A 16,510-nucleotide genomic window follows, 5' to 3' on the forward strand; every position below is an offset into this window, starting at 1 on the left:
ATATCCTTTGGATATACTTAACTGTGTCGGTGGAGTGGGTTCGATATGGGCGAAAAGCGGTCGAACCACACGGTGTACAACGTCAACTGCCACTTCGTGTGGTGTCCGAAGTACCGACACGCCATCCTCGAACCAATCGAGGACTCGTTGGAAGCAAGTTTCCGCGACGTGTGCGACGAGTACGGCTACGAGATTCTGTCGTCGTCCGAAAATCGGAGATTTTCGTGATCACGAGAGACGAAGTCTCTCGAACGACTCCACATCTCTCCTGACCACGTACACCTGTTCCTTTCCGCCCACCCGAAGCACGCGCCGAGCGAGATTGTGCGAACGGTCAAGAGCATCACGGCGCGGGAGATGTGGGAACAGCACGAGTCGTTCTTGGAGGAGTATCTGTGGGTTGGCGGATTTTGGGAGGAATCGTACTACGTTGGGACGGCAGGCGATGTTTCGACCGACACGATTGAGCAGTATATTGAGCGCACGGAACACGTTTAACGGGGCTTACGGCCTTCACCCTCGGGGTCAAGTGGTTCGAGAATCGGAGATTCTCGTCATCTGCTCACGGCGCTTGCGCCGTTCGCAGGTTCGTGGGACTTCGTCCCACGCCCATCACGGAAATCTCCGATTTCCGTACGACCCCGAGGCACTCGGCCTGCTCCGCCTGTAGATAAGTTCGTCGAGATAATCAAAGAGCAGCGCCTCCCGGGACTCGGCCGTTCGAGTCAGTTCGAATCGGTCTCCCTTCCCGGGCGGCTCGTCGTACATCGCGGCAGCGAGACCGTCAGCGACCGCCCCAAAGACCGCATCGATCGTCTCCCCAGTGGCTTCGACGGCGATGTCGGCCGTATGTTCGCGCAGTTCGTAGCTCATCGGTTCACTTGCTGTCGGTGTCGGAGAGCCGTTCCGAGACGTTTTCGACGATCGACTGGTCGCCGGTGCCCAGCACACCTTCGACCGCCACGTCCTCGGAACTGTTGACTGCGACGCCGCTAGTCACCACCGATCGTATGCCTTCCTCGACCGTCATGTCGATGTCGTATACTTTCTCGTCGTCGACGTGGACGACGAATCCACCCATGACCGGGTTCGGGGCCATCGGCAGGTACAGTGTCGTCATCTCCCCGATCCCCGTCGCGTCGCGGATGTTCTGGGACGTGTCGGCGGTCACGAACGCCACGCAATACGATCCCTCAACAGGGTACTCGACGAGTTTGACTTCCTGAAAGCTCTGGACATCACTGTCCAGCAGGAGGTCGCTCATTTCGTTGAAACTACTGTAGATCGCTCCGACTCCGGGTATCTCGGAGACAACCTGGTTGAACGCCCGCTCGATCCGACGGGACGCGCGACTCCGTTCGGTGGCGAACCCGATGAGGAAGATAATTGCAAGCAGCGTTACCAGCGCAGCGAGCTTGGACGCGATGTCGCTGTCGATGCCCAGCACCTGCAACAGCGTGGCGAGGGGCCCGACCGAGTCGAGCAACAGATTCATCGCGAAGTTGAGCACGAACACCGTCACCAGTATCGGGACCGTGACGGCCAGGCCGCCGATCATGGCCGCCCGTATCTGCTCGCGAACGCCTCGCTGCTCGTCTGTTCGCTCGGAATCGGTCTGCATCCGTTTGCACCCTCAGGACGGGACCACAAAAATCGGTCGCCACGCGGTGGTCGTCCGGCCACCGGACACGGCCGACACGACCGCCAAGCGTTTTTCCGCCGGCGACGGACAGTACACTGTATGGACGACCAGGATTCGGATGACGCCGCGGCCGGGCGTGTCTACGACCCCGACGCGGATCACGCGTTCCCGGACGAGCGGGTCAACGACGTGCTCGGACGGATCGAGGACGACCCGGAGATTCAGGCGCTGCTGTCGGCGCAGAACGTCAATCCCGTGGCGCGAAAGCGGTACAACGATCACGGGCCGAAACACATCACTATCGTGCGAAACCGTGCGCTATGTCTCTACGACCTGCTCAAGCGCGGTGCCGTCCCGTTCAACGGGGCGGCCGATCAGGGCCTCGCTGCGGCCGACGAGGGGGTCATCATCGCGCTCGCGGCGACGCTGCACGACATCGGCCATATCGTCCACCGGGACGAGCACCCGTACTACTCGATACCGCTGGCTGCGGACGTGCTCGACCGGCTTCTCCCGGAACTTCCCTATTACGACATCGAGCAGCGGGTCAGACTCAAAGGCGAGATCCTGCATGCGATTCTCTGTCACGATACCGAAGAGGAGCCGCTCACGACCGAAGCTGGGGTCGTCAGGGTCGCCGACGCGCTCGATATGGAGCGAGGGCGCTCGCGGATCCCCTACGAGCACGGCGGTCGGGGGATCAATACAGTTTCCAGTCAGGCGATCGAAACGGTCCGTCTTCAGGAAGGCGCCGACAGCGTCGTCCTCGTCGAGATCGAGATGAACAACGCCGCCGGTGTCTATCAGGTCGACAACCTGCTCAAGGCGAAACTGCGCGGCTCGGGGCTGGAAGACGACATTCGAATCGTCGCGGTCAACACCCACCAGGAAGGCGATCGGATCGTCGAGCGGATCGAGCTGTAAGCACGTCCGATTCCCACGGGGCGTCGGGGTGGCGTCAGAACGCTTTTGATCGTCGGGGCGGATCGTTTCGCTGTGACCGAGGCAACTGTACTGACGATCGGTGGTGCGAAAGGGGGGGCTGGCAAGACCGTTACGGCGATCAACGTCGCGTCAGCGCTGCGATCGGCCGGCTTCTCGGTCGCGCTCGTGGACGCCGATCTCGGTACGACAAACGTCGCCGACGTGCTCGGACTCGAGATCGAGACCTCGATTCACGAGGTGTTGGCCGGGGAGGCCGACACCGAGGAAGCGATCGTGACCACCGACACCGGACTGGATGTCCTGTCCGGTGGCGACTCGATCGCGTACCTGACCGAGGCCGATCCGGCCGAACTGCGGACGGTGATCGACGCTCTCTCCCCCGAGTACGACACCGTAATCGTCGACACCGGGACCGGTCTGAGCCACGAGGTCCTGGTTCCGTTCGGACTCGCGGACGGTGTCGCCCTCGTCTCGACACCGGACGACACGTCGATCGTCGATACGCGCAAGACTGCCGAAGTCGTCGAGAAGGTCGATGGAACGTTGTTGGGCGTCGTCGTCAACCGTGTGACCGACGAGACTGACCTCGATCGCGTCCGCGAACAGATCGAACTGCCGCTGCTGGAGCTGCTGCCTAACGATCCGGGTGCCAGCAAGATCGAACCGGTCGTGATGGAGGCGTCCGACACCGACCTCGCCGAGGCCTACCGACAACTCGCGACGACGCTCCACCGACAGACCTCAAGCGACGAGTGAGTCCGATTTCTGGCCGCACTGGCGGGACACTCGACGGCGATGGCAATCTTTGAGTGAGCATCCGTCCGAATGCCTGCAATGACGTTCTTCGACAGACTGGCCGAGCGCATCGCGACCGTCGACAGCGTCGTCTCGGTGGGGCTGGATCCGGATCCGGATCGCCTCCCCGAACACGTCGCCGACGCCGACCTGCCGCGCTTCCAGTTCAACCGTCGCATCATCGACGCGACCCACGAGCACGCCGCCTGTTACAAGCCCAACGCGGCCTTCTACGAGGGTGCGGACGGCTGGGCTGCGCTTGCGGAGACGATCGCCTACGCTCACGGCAAGGGCGTGCCAGTCCTGCTAGACGCAAAACGCGGCGATATCGGGAACACGGCCCGCCAGTACGCCGACACCCTCGACCCGGACGGGCTGGACGCCGACGCGATCACCGTCAACCCGTACATGGGTCGCGATTCCCTGGAGCCGTTCCTCCAGCGCGAAGACAAGGGCGTGTTCGTCCTCTGTCGGACTTCCAACCCCGGCGGCGCGGATCTGCAGGACCTGGAACTGTCCTCGGGCGAGCCGCTGTACGAGCGCGTCGCCGCGCTCGCGGACCTCTGGAACGCGAACGGCAACGTCGGCCTCGTCGTCGGCGCGACCAACCCCGACGAACTCGAATCGATCCGCGAGATCGTTCCCGACGTCCCGTTTCTCGTGCCCGGCGTCGGCGCACAGGGCGGGGACGCCGAAGCGGCCGTCGAGCACGGGCTGACGGCGCGGTGGTCCGACGCGGACGACGCGCCGGGCGTCGGGCTGGTCAACTCCTCGCGCGGTATCATCTTCGCCGGCGAGGAGGCCCGCGGCGGCGCAGACGCCTATTTCGGCGCGGCCGGACAGGCGGCCCGACAGCTCGCCGAGCGACTTAACGAATATCGGTAACGGTTATTCGGTCCGCTGTGCTTGCCGGGATATGGAGCGGCTGTACACCGACTACCCCGAACTCTACGACGCGATCCAGTCGGAGTGGGACTACAATCGCGACTGCGCGTTCGTCCGGGAACTGCACGACCGGGATCCCGACGACCTGGCCCTGCTGGAGATTGGCTGTGGCACCGGCGAGCACACCCGACGGTTCGCCGAGGCCGGCTACGACGTGACCGCGATCGATCCGAACGAGGGGATGCTCGCCCGCGCCCGGGAGAAGGCCGACGTCGAGTATCACGCGGTCGGCGTCCCCGGCATCCCTGTCGACCGGGAGTTCGATCTCGTCGTCGCGATCCGCGGCGTGATCAACCATTTGCCTCCCGAACAACTGGGGCCGGCAATCGAGGATATGGTCGCGCACCTCTCCGGGGACGGCGTCCTCGTGTTCGACAACTCGCCGCTGCCGCCGGAGGGCAACGAAGTCGCGATCGATATCGGTGAGACCGACGCCGGAACGTACGCCCGCCTCGTTCAGATGAACCCCGACGGCGGCCGGCTTGCCTGGGATCAGCTCGTGGTCACGCCCGACGGCGAGGTCTGTGCCGACACGCGGCCGATGACTCCTTTCGAAGATATTGACATTGCAGCGGCACTGTCGGAATACGGCCTCGAAATCGAACCGATTGACGGGTACGGGCCGAGCGACGATCGGACCGTCTTCGTCTGCACGCCGGGTTGAACGACATTCGCTCGAATTAATGGGATCACCGACCGAATTGGCTCGTTCTCAGAACCGGTAGGTGTCTACGTCGTCCCGTTCGGTCCCACCGCTGATCTCGGACACACACTCAACACAGACGCCCATCTCCGCGTTGTAATGTCGCTCACAAACGAGTTGCCCGCACCGATTGCAGGTGTGCTCGATGTCCGGCTTCCCGCAGATCTCACAGAGTCCGGAGACACTCATATACACACATAGGATCTCCGGACGCTTCAGAGTACCTGTCGGTGGCAGACCCTGACACGGAACCGGATTCCCGACACGCTCTGCCGTTGCCGGGACGTTTAGGCGTCGCCGCGCCGAATCGCAGTCGTGGACGAATCACGCCTGCTGGTCGGCCTCGCCGCGGCGTTCGGCGGGATGGCGGTCCTGCTCGCGGTCCTCGGGGTTGTCTACAACCCGCTCGTGCTCGCGGTCGCGGCAGTGTTCGGTGTCGTGGCCTACCTCCTCTGGATTCACGGTACGGGTCGGCTGGCTACCCGTCTCTATGCGCGCGTCCAGCGCCAGGCCGAACGGAACGCGGGTCGCGGCCGCCGTCGAACCGGTGGGCGCGGGGGATTCGGAGCCGGACCTCGCGAGGACTGGGAGCCGCCGGGCGGTCGCGACCGGTGGCGCCAGGCCGGCAATTCCGGCCAGCGCCGCCGGGCTGACCCCAGCCAACGCGATCCCCGCGGCCGCCGGGCTCGCGCCCCGTCTAGTCGCGACGGTCCGACAGCCGCCGAGGCCTACCGCACGCTCGGCGTCGAACCCGACGCCGAGCAGGAGACGATCAAACGGGCCTACCGGGAGAAGGTCAAAGCTGTGCATCCGGACACCGAGGACGGCGACGAGGCGCAGTTCAAGCGCGTCAAGGCCGCATACGAGCGCCTCTCGGGCGAATAGCGGACGGGCGACAATACGCAAGGCCGATAGTGCTCCGCACCGACGAACCGATATGACGGACGTGCCGCCGCTCGCGGTCGATATCGACGGAACGCTGACTGACGGCCAGGGTGCGATCGACCACCGGACGTTGCCAGTGCTACGGGAGTGGCCAGCACCGGTCGTCGTCGCGACGGGCAAGTCTCTGCCGTATCCGATCGGTCTCTGTCACTTCGTCGGAATCGAGGGCCGGGTCATCGCAGAGAACGGTGGAGTCGTCGCCCTCGCCGAGACCGACACGCTCCGATTCGAGGGCGATCGCGAGGCTGCGGCGGCAGTCGCCGACGCGTACGTCGAGGCCGGGTACAGTCTGGGGTGGCGAGAAATAGATTTCGTCAATCGGTGGCGCGAGACCGAAATCGCCGTCGCCCGTGACCAACCGCTGGCACCGCTCGAGTCGATCGCCGCCGAACACGGTCTGGAAGTCGTCGACACCGGCTACGCCTACCACGTGAAATCCCCGGACGTGAGCAAGGGCCGGGGGCTCGAAGTCGTCGCCGGCGAACTCGGCGTCGATCCGGAAGCGTTTCTGGCGGTCGGTGACTCCGAGAACGACGTCTCGACGTTCGACGTTGCGGGTGAGGCCGTCGCGGTCGCGAACGCCGACGATGCGGCGCTCGCGGCGGCCGATCGGGTGACTGACAGCAACTACGCCGACGGCTTCCTGGAAGCGATCGGAGCCGACTCGCGCTGATTGTCGACAGATGACCGCCCCGGTAGTGAGACGATCGTCCTACGCCGCCACTGCGGATATATAGCGATACAGACCTCTACGGTCCAGTCTGCGGGGAAGGCTTATGTCAGGTCCCGCGTTACCCACGCGCATGAGCGCGGACCGGGCCGCCCTCGAGCGCGCACTCGAACGCGGGGAACAGGAAGGGGGGAACGTCGAGTTCAAGGAGCGACTCAGCGAGGACCTCCACGCGACGGAGGGACGCTTCGAGAGCCTCGCGGCGCAGTTGCGCCACCGCGTCCTGAGCGGCGACGGCGAGGCGACGTACGTCGTCGGCGTCACCGACGACGGCGGGCTCGCCGGGATCGAACCCGAGACGTTCTCCGAGTCGATGGACGTGCTCTCACTGTTGGCCGAGGAGGCCGACGCGCACATCGCCGATGTCCAGACCTGGAGCGTCGACCGCGGCGGGATCGTCGGCGTCGCGACGATCAGAGAGGGGACGCGACTGGCCGACGACGAGCACATCGTTGTCGGGACGGCGGGCCACGTCGATCACGGCAAATCGACGCTCGTCGGGTCGCTGGTGACCGGTCAGGCCGACGACGGGCAGGGCGGGACCCGCTCGTATCTCGACGTCCGCCCCCACGAGATCGAGCGGGGCCTCTCGGCGGACCTCTCCTACGGCGTCTACGGCTTCGACGAGGACGGGCCGGTCAGGATGGACAACCCCGACCGGAAGTCGGATCGCGCTCGCGTAGTCGAAGAGGCCGACCGACTCGTCTCGTTCGTCGACACCGTCGGCCACGAACCGTGGCTGCGGACGACCATCCGCGGGATCGTCGGCCAGAAACTCGATTACGGATTGTTGACGGTCGCGGCCGACGACGGCCCGACGAAGACGACCCGAGAGCATCTCGGGATCCTGCTGGCGACCGAACTGCCGACGATCGTCGCGATCACCAAGGTCGATCTCGTCGGGGACGAACGCGTCGACGAGGTCGAACGCGAGGTCGAGCGACTGCTCCGTGACGCCGAGAAGACGCCGCTCCCGGTCGCCCGCCACGGGGTCGACGCGGCGGTCGAGGAGATCTCCGAGACGGTCGTGCCGGTCCTGCGGACCTCGGCAGTCGAGGGCACCGGATTGGGGGCGCTCGACGAACTGTTCGAGCGACTGCCGAAGACCGAGACCGCCGCCGACGGCGACTTCGAGATGTACATCGACCGGACCTACAAGGTCAGCGGCGTCGGTGCGGTCGCCTCGGGGACGATCCACTCCGGACGCGTCGAGGCCGGCGACGAACTCCTGCTCGGGCCGATGGCCGACGGCTCTTTCCGGGAAGTCGAGGCCCGCTCGATCGAGATGCACTACCACCGCGTCGACGAGGCCGAGGCCGGCCGGATCGTCGGGATCGCGCTCAAGGGCGTCCGCGAGGCCGATGTCGAGCGCGGGATGGTCCTCCTCCCTCGAGAAGCCGATCCGACGCCGGTTCGGGAGTTCGAGGCCGAGGTGATGGTCCTGAACCATCCGACGCGGATCGGCGACGGCTACGAGCCGGTCGTCCACCTCGAAACCGTCAGCGAGGCGGCCGCGTTCTACCCCGAGGGCGGACAGCTGTTGCCCGGCGACACCGGACGTGCACGTGTTCGATTCAAGTTCCGCCCGTACTGCATCGAGGAAGGACAGCGGTTCGTGTTCCGTGAGGGCCGCTCGAAGGGCGTCGGCACCGTCACCGAGGTCACTGGTCCGGAGTGACTGGACCGATCCGGCAGCCTCGTTCGCCGGCGGCGACCCGACGGAAGTTCTCGAAGACCAGCCGCGCCTGTGCGGCCGCGGCGTGGCTGTCCTCGGTGACGGTCTCGAGTACCGCTCGTCTGTCTTCCTCGGGGATATCTTTGCCCTCGATGACCCATCGGGCGGCTTCCATGTCGTATTCAGGGTGGAACTGCACCCCGTAGGTCCGCCCGAACTGGAACCCCTGGATCCCCGTGTCGTTGCGCGCGGTCACGCGGGCGTCTTCGGGAAGCTCGACGACGGCGTCTGTGTGCGTCTCGAAGGCGGTGAACGTCCGTGAGACGCCGTTGAACAGCTGCGACGCGCCGACGCGCCGGATAGTCCGGTAGCCGAGTTCGAGCTCGCCCATGTCGGCGACCCGTCCGCCCAGCGCTTCCGCGAGCAACTGGTGGCCCCAGCAGATCCCGAGCATCGGGATCCCGGCGTCGTGGGCCACCCGTGCCCAATTTTCCGTGTCGGCTATCCACGGCTGGTCGTCGTAGGTCGAACACTGCGAACCGCTGATGATCGCGCCGTCGAGGGAGAATCTGTCGGGTTCTGAGGGCAGCTCACCTTCACTGACCTCGAAGACCGTCACGTCGCCCGGGAGCTCCCGCCGGAAGTTCCGTCGCACTGGCGTGTCTCCGACCGAGGCGTCGAGCAGCGCGAATTCGACCATTATATTGTACAGTATGGCCACAACAGCGAAATAGGTTACGCCCCATGGGTAGCGGTTGCGCTAGGGTGGTCCCGTCAGGTCCGCTTCGAGGACGAAAAACGGCTCGTCGGAGATCCGTCCGTCCGCTGCTGCGGCTTCCGAGACGTGCCGGCAGGTCTCCGGAATCAGGACGCGGGTGTGATCGACCCCGAGATCGGCGGCGTCGGCGGCGATGGCGTCGAACAGCGCCCGGGCGGCGTCGGGGCTGTCCCACGAACTGTGGCCGTAGACGGCCCACGTCTCGGTACCGCCTCCCTCGACCTCGCGCTCGCGTCGACGGATTCGCGCGGTCGTCGCTCTCGTGCCGGCCTCGTCTCCGAGCGCAATGACGCGTTCACACCCACTCCGAAAGCGCTCGCGAGTGATCTCCGAAAGCGACCAGGGTTCGTCGGGATCGACGCCGAGTCCGGACAGCAGATCGCGGGCGTCGCTGCGCTGCCAGTGGCCCCAGGCCGCGTCGGGGTCGTCGAATAGCTCCAGGTCCGGGCTGGCGCTCGGGTCCGGGGCGGGTTGGGCCCACCGGCCTTCCGTCGCCGCTCCGAACCCGGCGGCCCGAGACAGACCGAGACCGCCGTCGTTCCAGGAGAAGACCATGTCGCGTGCGACCGATGCGCCCTGCTTGCGCGCCCACGCGAGCAGGGCTTCCATCATCGACAGCGCGACCCCCGCTCCGCGGTGGTCGGGGTCGACGCGCATCCCCTGCAACCAGGCCTCGTGCTCGGAGAGGACGACCCCCTGGCAGATTCCAACAGCGGTCCCGTCGATCTCCGCGACGACGGTGCGTTGCTCCGGTCCGTCGGCCTCGATCCATTCCTCGAAGACGCGTGGGATGTAGTCATCGACATCCCGATCGGACCACGTCTCTCGGGTGAACGCGACGACGTCGTCGCGATCGTCCGCTCGGGCCTGGCGGATACGCGGCGCTGGCATACCAGAAGATGGCGGTTGCCCGTGCCTTCAATCTGTTTTGTCTCTCTCCGAGAAGCGACACCGGATCGGGGACGTTCCTCACGGGGGGACCGAGATAGATAGATAAAAAAGTCCTGACGGGTTACTCACGGATATGCACGTCCCGACAGAGCTCTCGTCATACATCCGCGTCCTCAAACTGGCGAGTACGCCGTCCTGGGAGGAGTTCTCGCAGGTGGCCAAGATCGCCGGGGCCGGGATTCTCCTGGTCGGATTGCTCGGATTCGTGATCTTCGCGTTCATGTCGTTCGTTCCGGGTGGTCCCTGATGGGGATCTACGCCGTCAAGACCACGGCCAGCCAGGAGCGGACCGTCGCGGACATGATCATCACCCGCGAGGAAGACGAGATCCATGCCGCGCTCGCGCCGGACTCACTGACGAGTTACGTGATGGTCGAGGCCGACGACGCCTCGGTCTTCGAGCGCATCCTTGATGAGATTCCCCACGCCAACGGCGTCGTCCAGGGCGAGTCCTCGATCACGGAGGTCGAGCACTTCCTCTCGCCGAAACCCGATGTCGAGGGAATCGCGGAGGGCGACATCGTCGAACTCATCGCCGGCCCGTTCAAGGGCGAGAAGGCTCAGGTCCAGCGCATCGACGAGGGCAAAGACCAGGTGACCGTCGAACTGTACGAGGCGACGGTCCCGATCCCAGTCACAGTACGGGGCGACCAGATCCGCGTGCTCGACTCTGAAGAGCGATAATTCTGCGACGAGCGGCGCGAGTCGCAGCGTTTTGGTCCAGCTTTTTCAAGGAGTGGTTCGCGAACATGGTGAGCGAACCCGACGAAGAAAAAGGTGGCCACGTGATAGTGCGGGGCGACCAGATCCGCGTGCTCGACTCTGAAGAGCGATAATTCTGCGACGAGCGGCGCGAGTCGCAGCTTTCTCCACTGGTTGTCACTCGATCACGCTTCGAACGACTGTCAGGAGCCGAGCGACGAGTCCCGGCTCGGACGGCTCGGAGACCGTCCAACCGGCTTTCTCGGCTGCCTCGGTGACGCGGACGTACTCCCAGTCGAACATGGTCGAGACTCGCATATCGTCGTCGCTCGCTCCGACGTAGACGTGCCGTGGCGTCGGCGTCGCCTCGCGTATTTCTTCGAGGGTGAGCCACCTGTCCCGATCCTCCAGGTCGAAATCCTGCCGGAGATCGTGTTCCGCAACGATTCGCTCGATCCGTTCGGTGTCGTCGTCGATCAGACCGATGTATCGACTCCAGCTCTGTGCGTCCTCGAATACCGCGTTCGGGTCCCCAAGCCACTCGATGGCCGACAGCGAGAACGCGAGTGTCAACTCACCCGTGTCAGTGTTGCTATCAGCGCTCATTCAACTTTCAGGCGCTCACCGCGCTCGTCGCTTTTCTCGACCGCTGCCAACACGCGCTGGACGGCCGCGCCGTCGGCGAAGTTCGGCCGGTACTCCTCTCCTTCTGCGACGGCAGTCAGGAATTCGTAGTTCTCGTGGACGAAGGTGTGTTCCCACCCGAGAACGTGTCCTGGTGGCCACCACCGGTCGCCGTAGGGATCGTCCTCGTCGGTCACGAGTACGCGCTGGTAGCCGCGGTCGTCCTCGAATTTCACTTCGAGTTCGTTCAGCCGCTCGAGGCCGAATCGCAGACTCCCCTTCGAACCGTGGATCTCGATCGTGTGGTCGTTCTTGTGGCCGGTCGCAAACCGCGAAGCTTCGAGCGTCCCGACGGCGCCGCTCTCGAAGGTCACCTGCGCGCTGTAGGCGTCGTCGACGGTCACCTCACGCGTGCCGTCGCCGTCCGGCGCCGGCCGCTCGTCGACGAACGTCTGTAACTGCCCGCTGACCTCGGCGATGTCGCCGACGAGATATCGCGCGAGATCGATCGTATGCGCGCCGAGGTCGCCGAGCGCGCCGCTACCGGCGAGGTCGGCGTCGAGTCGCCAGCTCCAGGGCGCGTCGGGATCGACCAACCAGTCCTGGAGGTAGCGCCCGTAAAAGTGGTGAATCTCGCCGAGTTCGTCGGCATCGAGCAATCGCTTCGCGTACTGGATCGCCGGGACATACCGGTAGTTGAACGCCGTCGCTGTCGGGACGTCAGCACCGGCGGCTGCTCGTGCCATCCGTTCGGCGGCCGCGTCGTCGGCCGCGAGTGGCTTCTCACAGAGGACGGGTACACCGGCTTCGAGCGCCGCGATCGACGGCTCGGCGTGGAGGTGGTTCGGCCCGAGATTGTAGAAGGCGTCTACCTCGTCGATGGCGTCTCGCCAGTCGGTCGCGATCCGTGTGAACCCGAGTCTGTCGGCCGCCTCCGACAGGGCGGATTCGTCCCGTCCGATGAGTACGTCCCGTTCGACAGCCGGCGCGTCCGGAAAGAACATCGGCAATCGAGCGAGGGCGTTCGCGTGGGCCCGACCCATGAACCGATAGCCGAGCATCCCGATCGAGAGCGTCATGTTCGACACGTCGCCACGCACAGCAAAATAACTTGGCGACGGATCGCAGCAACGATCCCCCGGCGGTGGGCCGCAGCCCCTCTCACGCCCAGAACGCGTCGCCGGGTTGCTCCTCGAAGACGACGCGCTGGAGCAGCTCGACGCCCCTTTCGAGGCCCTCGCTGGCCGAGGTGAGCGCGTCCTCGTGCTCGATCGAGAGCGCGCCGTCGTAGCCGACTATCCGAAGCGTCGAGACGACGTCCCGCCAGTGGTCCTCGCCGTGTCCGTAGCCGACTGACCGGAACAGCCAGGACCGGTCGGCGACCTCGTCGTACGGCGTCGTGTCCAGCACGCCCTTCGTCCGGGCCTGTGCGTCGTAGATCCGGGTGTCCTTGGCGTGGACGTGGTGGATCGCGTCGCCGAGCAGTCTGATCGCGTCGGTGATATCGATGCCCTGCCAGTAGAGGTGCGACGGATCGAAATTCGCGCCGACGCGCTCGTTCGTCCGTTCACGCAGCTCCAGTAGTCCCGTCGGCTCGTAGATCAGCATGTTCGGGTGCATCTCGATCGCGAGGTCGACCCCGCGTTCGTCGGCGTAGTTCGCCAGCTCCTGCCAGTATTCGGTGGCGACCTCCCACTGGTACTCGTGGGCCTCTGCGTGTTCGCCCGGCCAGGGCGCGGTCACCCAGTTGGGCACTTCGTCGTTCGGGCCGCCGGCAGGCAGTCCCGAAAAACAGGTCACTGTCCCGATATCGAGGCGGTCCGCGAGTTCGATCGCCTCGCGCAGTTCCGCGTCGGCCTCGCTCGCCCGCTCCTCGTCGGGATGGAGCGGGTTGTTGTGGGTCGCAAGCGCGCTCACGCGCAGGTCGTGAGCGTCCAGATCCTCGCGAAGAGCGGTCCGCGCGTCGGGCTCGGCCAGTAGCGTTGCCCGGTCGAGGTGATCCTGTCCGGGATAGCCGCCACAGCCGAGTTCGACCGTATCGACGCCGAGATCGGCGAGATATTCGAAGGCCGATTCGCGTGGCTGGTCCCCGAGCGGGACGGTCAGGACGCCGACATCCATACTTGGATGAACGACTGGCTCCGTAGTAAAGGTACAGCCCGAGGACGCAGCGGTCTTTGACATCCTCTCCCCTGAAGGGGTGGGCTTCCGCTCGCTACGTGTCAGTCCCCACTACCGGTCTCGTAGCGGTCGAATAGCGTCGTCAGCTGCTGGGCGCGCATCGTGAGCATCTTCGCGTTGACGTACATCTCCCCGAGCGCGAGGGTCTGCTCTTCGGCGATCGCGGCGACGTGTTCGGCCTCCTCGACGTGTTCACGGCTCGTCTCGGCGGCCTGATCGGCGATGGAAGCGACCTCTTCGCTGGATGCGGCCTGGTCGTCGGTCGCGTTGGAGATCTCCTTGACGCCGCTCGCCGTCTGTTCGACGTGCTCGAGAATCGATTCGAGCGCGTCGAGCCCCTCCTGGGCGTCCTCACGCCCCGCTTCGACGGTCGCTTGCATCTCGTTGATCTCCGTGACGGCCTCGTCGGTCTGATCCTGGATCTCGCCGATGAGTCCCTCGATCTCGTCGGTCGCGTCTTTCGTCTCCTCGGCGAGGTTCTTGACCTCGTCGGCGACGACCCCAAACCCGGTCTCCTCGCCCGAGGACGCGTGGGCGGCCTCGATCGAGGCGTTGAGCGCGAGGATGTTCGTCTGCTCGGCGATATCGTCGATCATCTCGACGATCTGCCCGATCTCCTGCATCTGTCCGTCGAGTGTTTCGACGGCTTCGACGACGGTTTCGGTCTGGTCGCTCGTCTCGTCCATCGCGTCGACGACGCCGCGCGCGGCGTCGATCCCTTCGACGGTGTGGCGCTCGGTCCGGTCGGCTTTCTCGGCGACTTCGTCGCTGGAGGCGGCGATCTCCTCGATCGTCGCGGACATCTCGCCCATCTCCCGGGAGATGCGGCTGATCTGCTGGTGTTGGTCCTGAAATACGGCGGCGATCTCGTCGATCGAGGACGCGACGTTCTCGCTGGCCTCTCTGACCGCCTCGGTCGCCGTCGTCACCTGCTGGCTCGAGTCGGCGACGTCCCCGCTGAACTCGCTCGCCGTGTCGATCGTCTGCTCGAAGGACGCGATCATCTCGTTGAACGTCCCGGTGGCTTCCGTCGCTGACCCGTCGGTCGCGTCCGTATCGAGCTGCTGGCGGAGATCGCCCTCACTGATCCGCTCGATCGCCGTCGCGTGTGCCTCCAGGGGATCCGTGCCGTCCGCGGCCGGTACGCCGCCGTCGGTCGTCGCCTGGACTGGCGATCCGCCGGGCTGCCGTCGATCAGCACCGGTCGATCGTGCGTCCTCCAGCTGGCGTTCGAGTGTCGTGACTTCCTCCTGCAGTTCGTCCCGCTCGGTAGCGAGCGATTGCCGTTCGCCGGTGAGCGAATCGATCGTCGCCTGCAGCCGCTCGAACCGGGTCTCGATTCGCCGGACGGCGTATACCAGCGCGGCCGCGGCGACGAGGAATCCCGCGGCCGCAAACAGCGCGTACACCGGTCCGGAAGCGACACGAACTAGAAGAGCCTGATAGAGTGCGTGTCCGAACTGCGCCGCGAGCGCAGCGGCCGTCACGCGGTCGAGGGAGAGTCGCATATCCTTGTCTTTCGTGATCGAACGTATATATCCTTCTGCTAATTATCAGAATCTGTTTCGGCTGCGTATCGTGTCGGGTAACACCACTACCAGTCCTGAAAACCGCGCCGATAAGTTCAATATCGGTCGGACGAAACCCGAGAACATGTCAGATTCCGGCACTCGGTCCGCCGCTGTCCGCTCGGGGGCTGAGCTCTTACACCGGATGGTCGGTGGAGACGGCGAGGCCGCGATCAACGCACTCCTGGACGGGTTCGAGAGCCGTCATCCGGGCGTCTCACTCGAGGACGTGACCGACGAAAACCTCAGCTTGACCGTCAAAAGTCGCATCCTCAAGGAGAGCCCGCCGGACGTCTGGATCGAATGGCCGGGCAAGAATCTCATGCCGTACGTCGAGGCCGACGTCCTCGCGGATATTTCGGAGACCTGGACCGACTCGGACATGGAACGGGCGTACCTGGACGGCCCCCGCAACGCGGCGGCGTTCGACGGCGCCTATCACGCCGTCCCGCTGAACATCCACCGGATCAACAACCTCTTTTATAACGTCGATCTGGCCGCCCAGGCGGGCGTGGATCCCTCCCGGGTCTCCTCGCCCCGGGGATTCGTCGAGATGCTCCAGCAGGTCGAGGCCGAAACCGGGCGAGTCGGGATGTTGCTCCCGATGAAAAACCCCTGGACGGTCCTCCAGTTGTGGGAGACGGTCCTGCTCGGCGAGCACGGACACGAGGTCTATCAGTCCGTCGCCGACGGCGCGGCGGCGAGCCACCGAGGGGCAATCGCGGACGCGCTGGATATCGTGTCAGAGTACGCCGATCTGGCCACCGACGACGCGTTGTACGTCTCGCTGACGGACGCAAACGAGCGGTTCATCGACGGCGAATCGGTGTTCTTCCATCAGGGTGACTGGGCCGCGGGCGCCTACACGGAGACTGACGGATTCGAGTATGGCTCCGACTGGGAGCACGTCCCGTTCCCGGGTACGGAAGGCATGTACGCGATGAATATGGATGCGGTGATCGCGTCGGAGACGACCGACGCCGATGCCGTCGAGACGTTCCTGCGGTACGTCGGTTCGCCGGACGGCCAGCGGCGGTTCAACCGCAAGAAGGGGTCGATCCCCCCGCGGACGGACGTGTCGATGGGGGAGTTCACCGACTTCCTCCAGGACCAACACGCGAACTTCGGGTCCTCGCGCGCCCAGCCGCTGTCGATCACCCACGGACTCGGTGTCCGGCCGGAGCAACTGATCGAGCTCAAGACGGCGATGTCGTCGTTCGTCGCCGACCGCGACGTCGACGCGGCCGCCTCGGGACTGGTCACGGCATTCGATCGACAGTAGACATCGCTGTTTTTGGGACAGTCGCGACCGTTTTATTTGTCGGA

The 16,510-nt window shown here is 65.1% G+C and carries 18 protein-coding genes and 2 pseudogenes; 11 read left to right on the forward strand and 9 right to left on the reverse strand.

The features are described 5' to 3' along the window. Positions 1-45 precede the first annotated feature (45 nt). Positions 46-498, forward strand: a pseudogene (gene tnpA, locus HSEST_RS03770) (IS200/IS605 family transposase). Positions 499-660: 162 nt separating this feature from the next. Here tnpA and HSEST_RS03775 read toward each other — a convergent pair. After that, positions 661-873: pseudogene (locus HSEST_RS03775) on the reverse strand (archease); the annotation flags it as partial. A gap of 4 nt (positions 874-877) precedes the next feature. Next, on the reverse strand, positions 878-1,621 hold the full coding sequence (locus tag HSEST_RS03780) for a DUF502 domain-containing protein (protein ID WP_229122239.1): 744 nt from the start codon (positions 1,619-1,621) through the stop codon (positions 878-880). A 120-nt stretch (positions 1,622-1,741) separates the two neighbouring features. Here HSEST_RS03780 and HSEST_RS03785 point away from each other — a divergent pair, with 120 nt between their 5' ends. From HSEST_RS03785 to HSEST_RS03800, 4 genes are all read left to right on the forward strand, one after another. Next, positions 1,742-2,566 (forward strand): HD domain-containing protein, encoded by an 825-nt coding sequence (locus HSEST_RS03785; RefSeq protein ID WP_229122240.1) that lies wholly within the window; start codon positions 1,742-1,744, stop codon positions 2,564-2,566. Between the two features lie 72 nt (positions 2,567-2,638). After that, entirely contained in the window at positions 2,639-3,343 is a 705-nt protein-coding gene (locus HSEST_RS03790; protein ID WP_229122241.1) for a MinD/ParA family ATP-binding protein, read from the forward strand. A 78-nt stretch (positions 3,344-3,421) separates the two neighbouring features. Then, positions 3,422-4,267 (forward strand): orotidine-5'-phosphate decarboxylase, encoded by an 846-nt coding sequence (gene pyrF / locus HSEST_RS03795; protein ID WP_229122242.1) that lies wholly within the window; start codon positions 3,422-3,424, stop codon positions 4,265-4,267. Between the two features lie 31 nt (positions 4,268-4,298). Beyond that, positions 4,299-4,991, forward strand: coding sequence for a class I SAM-dependent methyltransferase (locus HSEST_RS03800; protein WP_229122243.1), 693 nt, complete (start codon positions 4,299-4,301; stop codon positions 4,989-4,991). A 48-nt stretch (positions 4,992-5,039) separates the two neighbouring features. Here HSEST_RS03800 and HSEST_RS03805 read toward each other — a convergent pair whose 3' ends face one another. After that, positions 5,040-5,219, reverse strand: coding sequence for a hypothetical protein (locus tag HSEST_RS03805; protein WP_229122244.1), 180 nt, complete (start codon positions 5,217-5,219; stop codon positions 5,040-5,042). Between the two features lie 126 nt (positions 5,220-5,345). On the opposite strand from HSEST_RS03805, the gene HSEST_RS03810 reads away from it, so the two are divergent. The 3 genes from HSEST_RS03810 (at position 5,346) to HSEST_RS03820 (ending at position 8,383) form a co-directional block, all read left to right on the forward strand. Further along, complete coding sequence (locus tag HSEST_RS03810; protein WP_229122245.1) at positions 5,346-5,915, forward strand: J domain-containing protein; 570 nt, start codon at positions 5,346-5,348, stop codon at positions 5,913-5,915. Between the two features lie 52 nt (positions 5,916-5,967). Next, positions 5,968-6,648, forward strand: coding sequence for a phosphoglycolate phosphatase (locus tag HSEST_RS03815; RefSeq protein ID WP_229122246.1), 681 nt, complete (start codon positions 5,968-5,970; stop codon positions 6,646-6,648). Between the two features lie 130 nt (positions 6,649-6,778). Then, positions 6,779-8,383: a GTPBP1 family GTP-binding protein gene (locus HSEST_RS03820; RefSeq protein ID WP_229122247.1), complete on the forward strand. Its 1,605-nt coding sequence runs from the start codon at positions 6,779-6,781 to the stop codon at positions 8,381-8,383. On the opposite strand, the gene HSEST_RS03825 is transcribed toward HSEST_RS03820, so the two are convergent. After that, positions 8,367-9,080: a type 1 glutamine amidotransferase gene (locus tag HSEST_RS03825; protein ID WP_229122248.1), complete on the reverse strand. Its 714-nt coding sequence runs from the start codon at positions 9,078-9,080 to the stop codon at positions 8,367-8,369. The genes HSEST_RS03820 and HSEST_RS03825 overlap by 17 nt on opposite strands. A 60-nt stretch (positions 9,081-9,140) precedes the next feature. Beyond that, positions 9,141-10,049 carry a GNAT family N-acetyltransferase gene (locus HSEST_RS03830; protein WP_229122249.1) on the reverse strand — a complete coding sequence of 303 codons (909 nt, stop codon included), beginning with the start codon at positions 10,047-10,049 and terminating at the stop codon, positions 9,141-9,143. A 133-nt stretch (positions 10,050-10,182) separates the two neighbouring features. Between HSEST_RS03830 and HSEST_RS03835 the strand changes: the two genes are divergently transcribed. Then, a complete protein-coding gene (locus tag HSEST_RS03835; RefSeq protein ID WP_229122250.1) occupies positions 10,183-10,356 on the forward strand; it encodes a protein translocase SEC61 complex subunit gamma in 174 nt (57 codons plus the stop codon). Next, a complete protein-coding gene (locus HSEST_RS03840) occupies positions 10,356-10,793 on the forward strand; it encodes a transcription elongation factor Spt5 (protein ID WP_229122251.1) in 438 nt (145 codons plus the stop codon). Before HSEST_RS03835 ends, HSEST_RS03840 begins: the two co-directional genes overlap by 1 nt. Positions 10,794-10,988: 195 nt before the next feature. Here HSEST_RS03840 and HSEST_RS03845 read toward each other — a convergent pair whose 3' ends face one another. The 4 genes from HSEST_RS03845 to HSEST_RS03860 all read right to left on the reverse strand — a co-directional run bounded on the left by HSEST_RS03845 (position 10,989) and on the right by HSEST_RS03860 (position 15,124). Next, entirely contained in the window at positions 10,989-11,417 is a 429-nt protein-coding gene (locus HSEST_RS03845; RefSeq protein WP_229122252.1) for a DUF7124 domain-containing protein, read from the reverse strand. Further along, positions 11,414-12,514, reverse strand: a complete 1,101-nt coding sequence (locus tag HSEST_RS03850) for a Gfo/Idh/MocA family protein (RefSeq protein ID WP_229122253.1) — start codon at positions 12,512-12,514, stop codon at positions 11,414-11,416. Before HSEST_RS03850 ends, HSEST_RS03845 begins: the two co-directional genes overlap by 4 nt. An 82-nt stretch (positions 12,515-12,596) precedes the next feature. Further along, positions 12,597-13,556: a sugar phosphate isomerase/epimerase family protein gene (locus HSEST_RS03855; protein ID WP_229122254.1), complete on the reverse strand. Its 960-nt coding sequence runs from the start codon at positions 13,554-13,556 to the stop codon at positions 12,597-12,599. Between the two features lie 101 nt (positions 13,557-13,657). Next, entirely contained in the window at positions 13,658-15,124 is a 1,467-nt protein-coding gene (locus HSEST_RS03860) for a methyl-accepting chemotaxis protein (protein WP_229122255.1), read from the reverse strand. Positions 15,125-15,269: 145 nt separating this feature from the next. On the opposite strand from HSEST_RS03860, the gene HSEST_RS03865 reads away from it, so the two are divergent. Next, the gene (locus HSEST_RS03865) at positions 15,270-16,466 is read left to right on the forward strand and encodes an ABC transporter substrate-binding protein (protein WP_229122256.1); all 1,197 of its coding nucleotides are present in this window, start codon (positions 15,270-15,272) and stop codon (positions 16,464-16,466) included. Positions 16,467-16,510: the final 44 nt, after the last annotated feature.

Origin of the sequence: Halapricum desulfuricans (genome assembly GCF_017094465.1) — an archaeon.
Taxonomy (GTDB): Archaea; Halobacteriota; Halobacteria; order Halobacteriales; family Haloarculaceae; genus Halapricum.

Bases quoted from the DNA above. Each gene is read 5' to 3' on its own strand.
- HSEST_RS03845 (WP_229122252.1), bottom strand. From the start codon at position 11,417: ATGAGCGCTGATAGCAACACTGACACGGGTGAGTTGACACTCGCGTTC.
- HSEST_RS03860 (WP_229122255.1), bottom strand. From the start codon at position 15,124: ATGCGACTCTCCCTCGACCGCGTGACGGCCGCTGCGCTCGCGGCGCAG.
- HSEST_RS03825 (WP_229122248.1), bottom strand. From the start codon at position 9,080: ATGGTCGAATTCGCGCTGCTCGACGCCTCGGTCGGAGACACGCCAGTG.
- HSEST_RS03820 (WP_229122247.1), top strand. From the start codon at position 6,779: ATGAGCGCGGACCGGGCCGCCCTCGAGCGCGCACTCGAACGCGGGGAA.
- HSEST_RS03815 (WP_229122246.1), top strand. From the start codon at position 5,968: ATGACGGACGTGCCGCCGCTCGCGGTCGATATCGACGGAACGCTGACT.
- HSEST_RS03800 (WP_229122243.1), top strand. From the start codon at position 4,299: ATGGAGCGGCTGTACACCGACTACCCCGAACTCTACGACGCGATCCAG.
- HSEST_RS03840 (WP_229122251.1), top strand. From the start codon at position 10,356: ATGGGGATCTACGCCGTCAAGACCACGGCCAGCCAGGAGCGGACCGTC.
- HSEST_RS03835 (WP_229122250.1), top strand. From the start codon at position 10,183: ATGCACGTCCCGACAGAGCTCTCGTCATACATCCGCGTCCTCAAACTG.
- HSEST_RS03805 (WP_229122244.1), bottom strand. From the start codon at position 5,219: ATGAGTGTCTCCGGACTCTGTGAGATCTGCGGGAAGCCGGACATCGAG.
- pyrF (WP_229122242.1), top strand. From the start codon at position 3,422: ATGACGTTCTTCGACAGACTGGCCGAGCGCATCGCGACCGTCGACAGC.
- HSEST_RS03865 (WP_229122256.1), top strand. From the start codon at position 15,270: ATGTCAGATTCCGGCACTCGGTCCGCCGCTGTCCGCTCGGGGGCTGAG.
- HSEST_RS03780 (WP_229122239.1), bottom strand. From the start codon at position 1,621: ATGCAGACCGATTCCGAGCGAACAGACGAGCAGCGAGGCGTTCGCGAG.
- HSEST_RS03830 (WP_229122249.1), bottom strand. From the start codon at position 10,049: ATGCCAGCGCCGCGTATCCGCCAGGCCCGAGCGGACGATCGCGACGAC.
- HSEST_RS03850 (WP_229122253.1), bottom strand. From the start codon at position 12,514: ATGACGCTCTCGATCGGGATGCTCGGCTATCGGTTCATGGGTCGGGCC.
- HSEST_RS03785 (WP_229122240.1), top strand. From the start codon at position 1,742: ATGGACGACCAGGATTCGGATGACGCCGCGGCCGGGCGTGTCTACGAC.
- HSEST_RS03855 (WP_229122254.1), bottom strand. From the start codon at position 13,556: ATGGATGTCGGCGTCCTGACCGTCCCGCTCGGGGACCAGCCACGCGAA.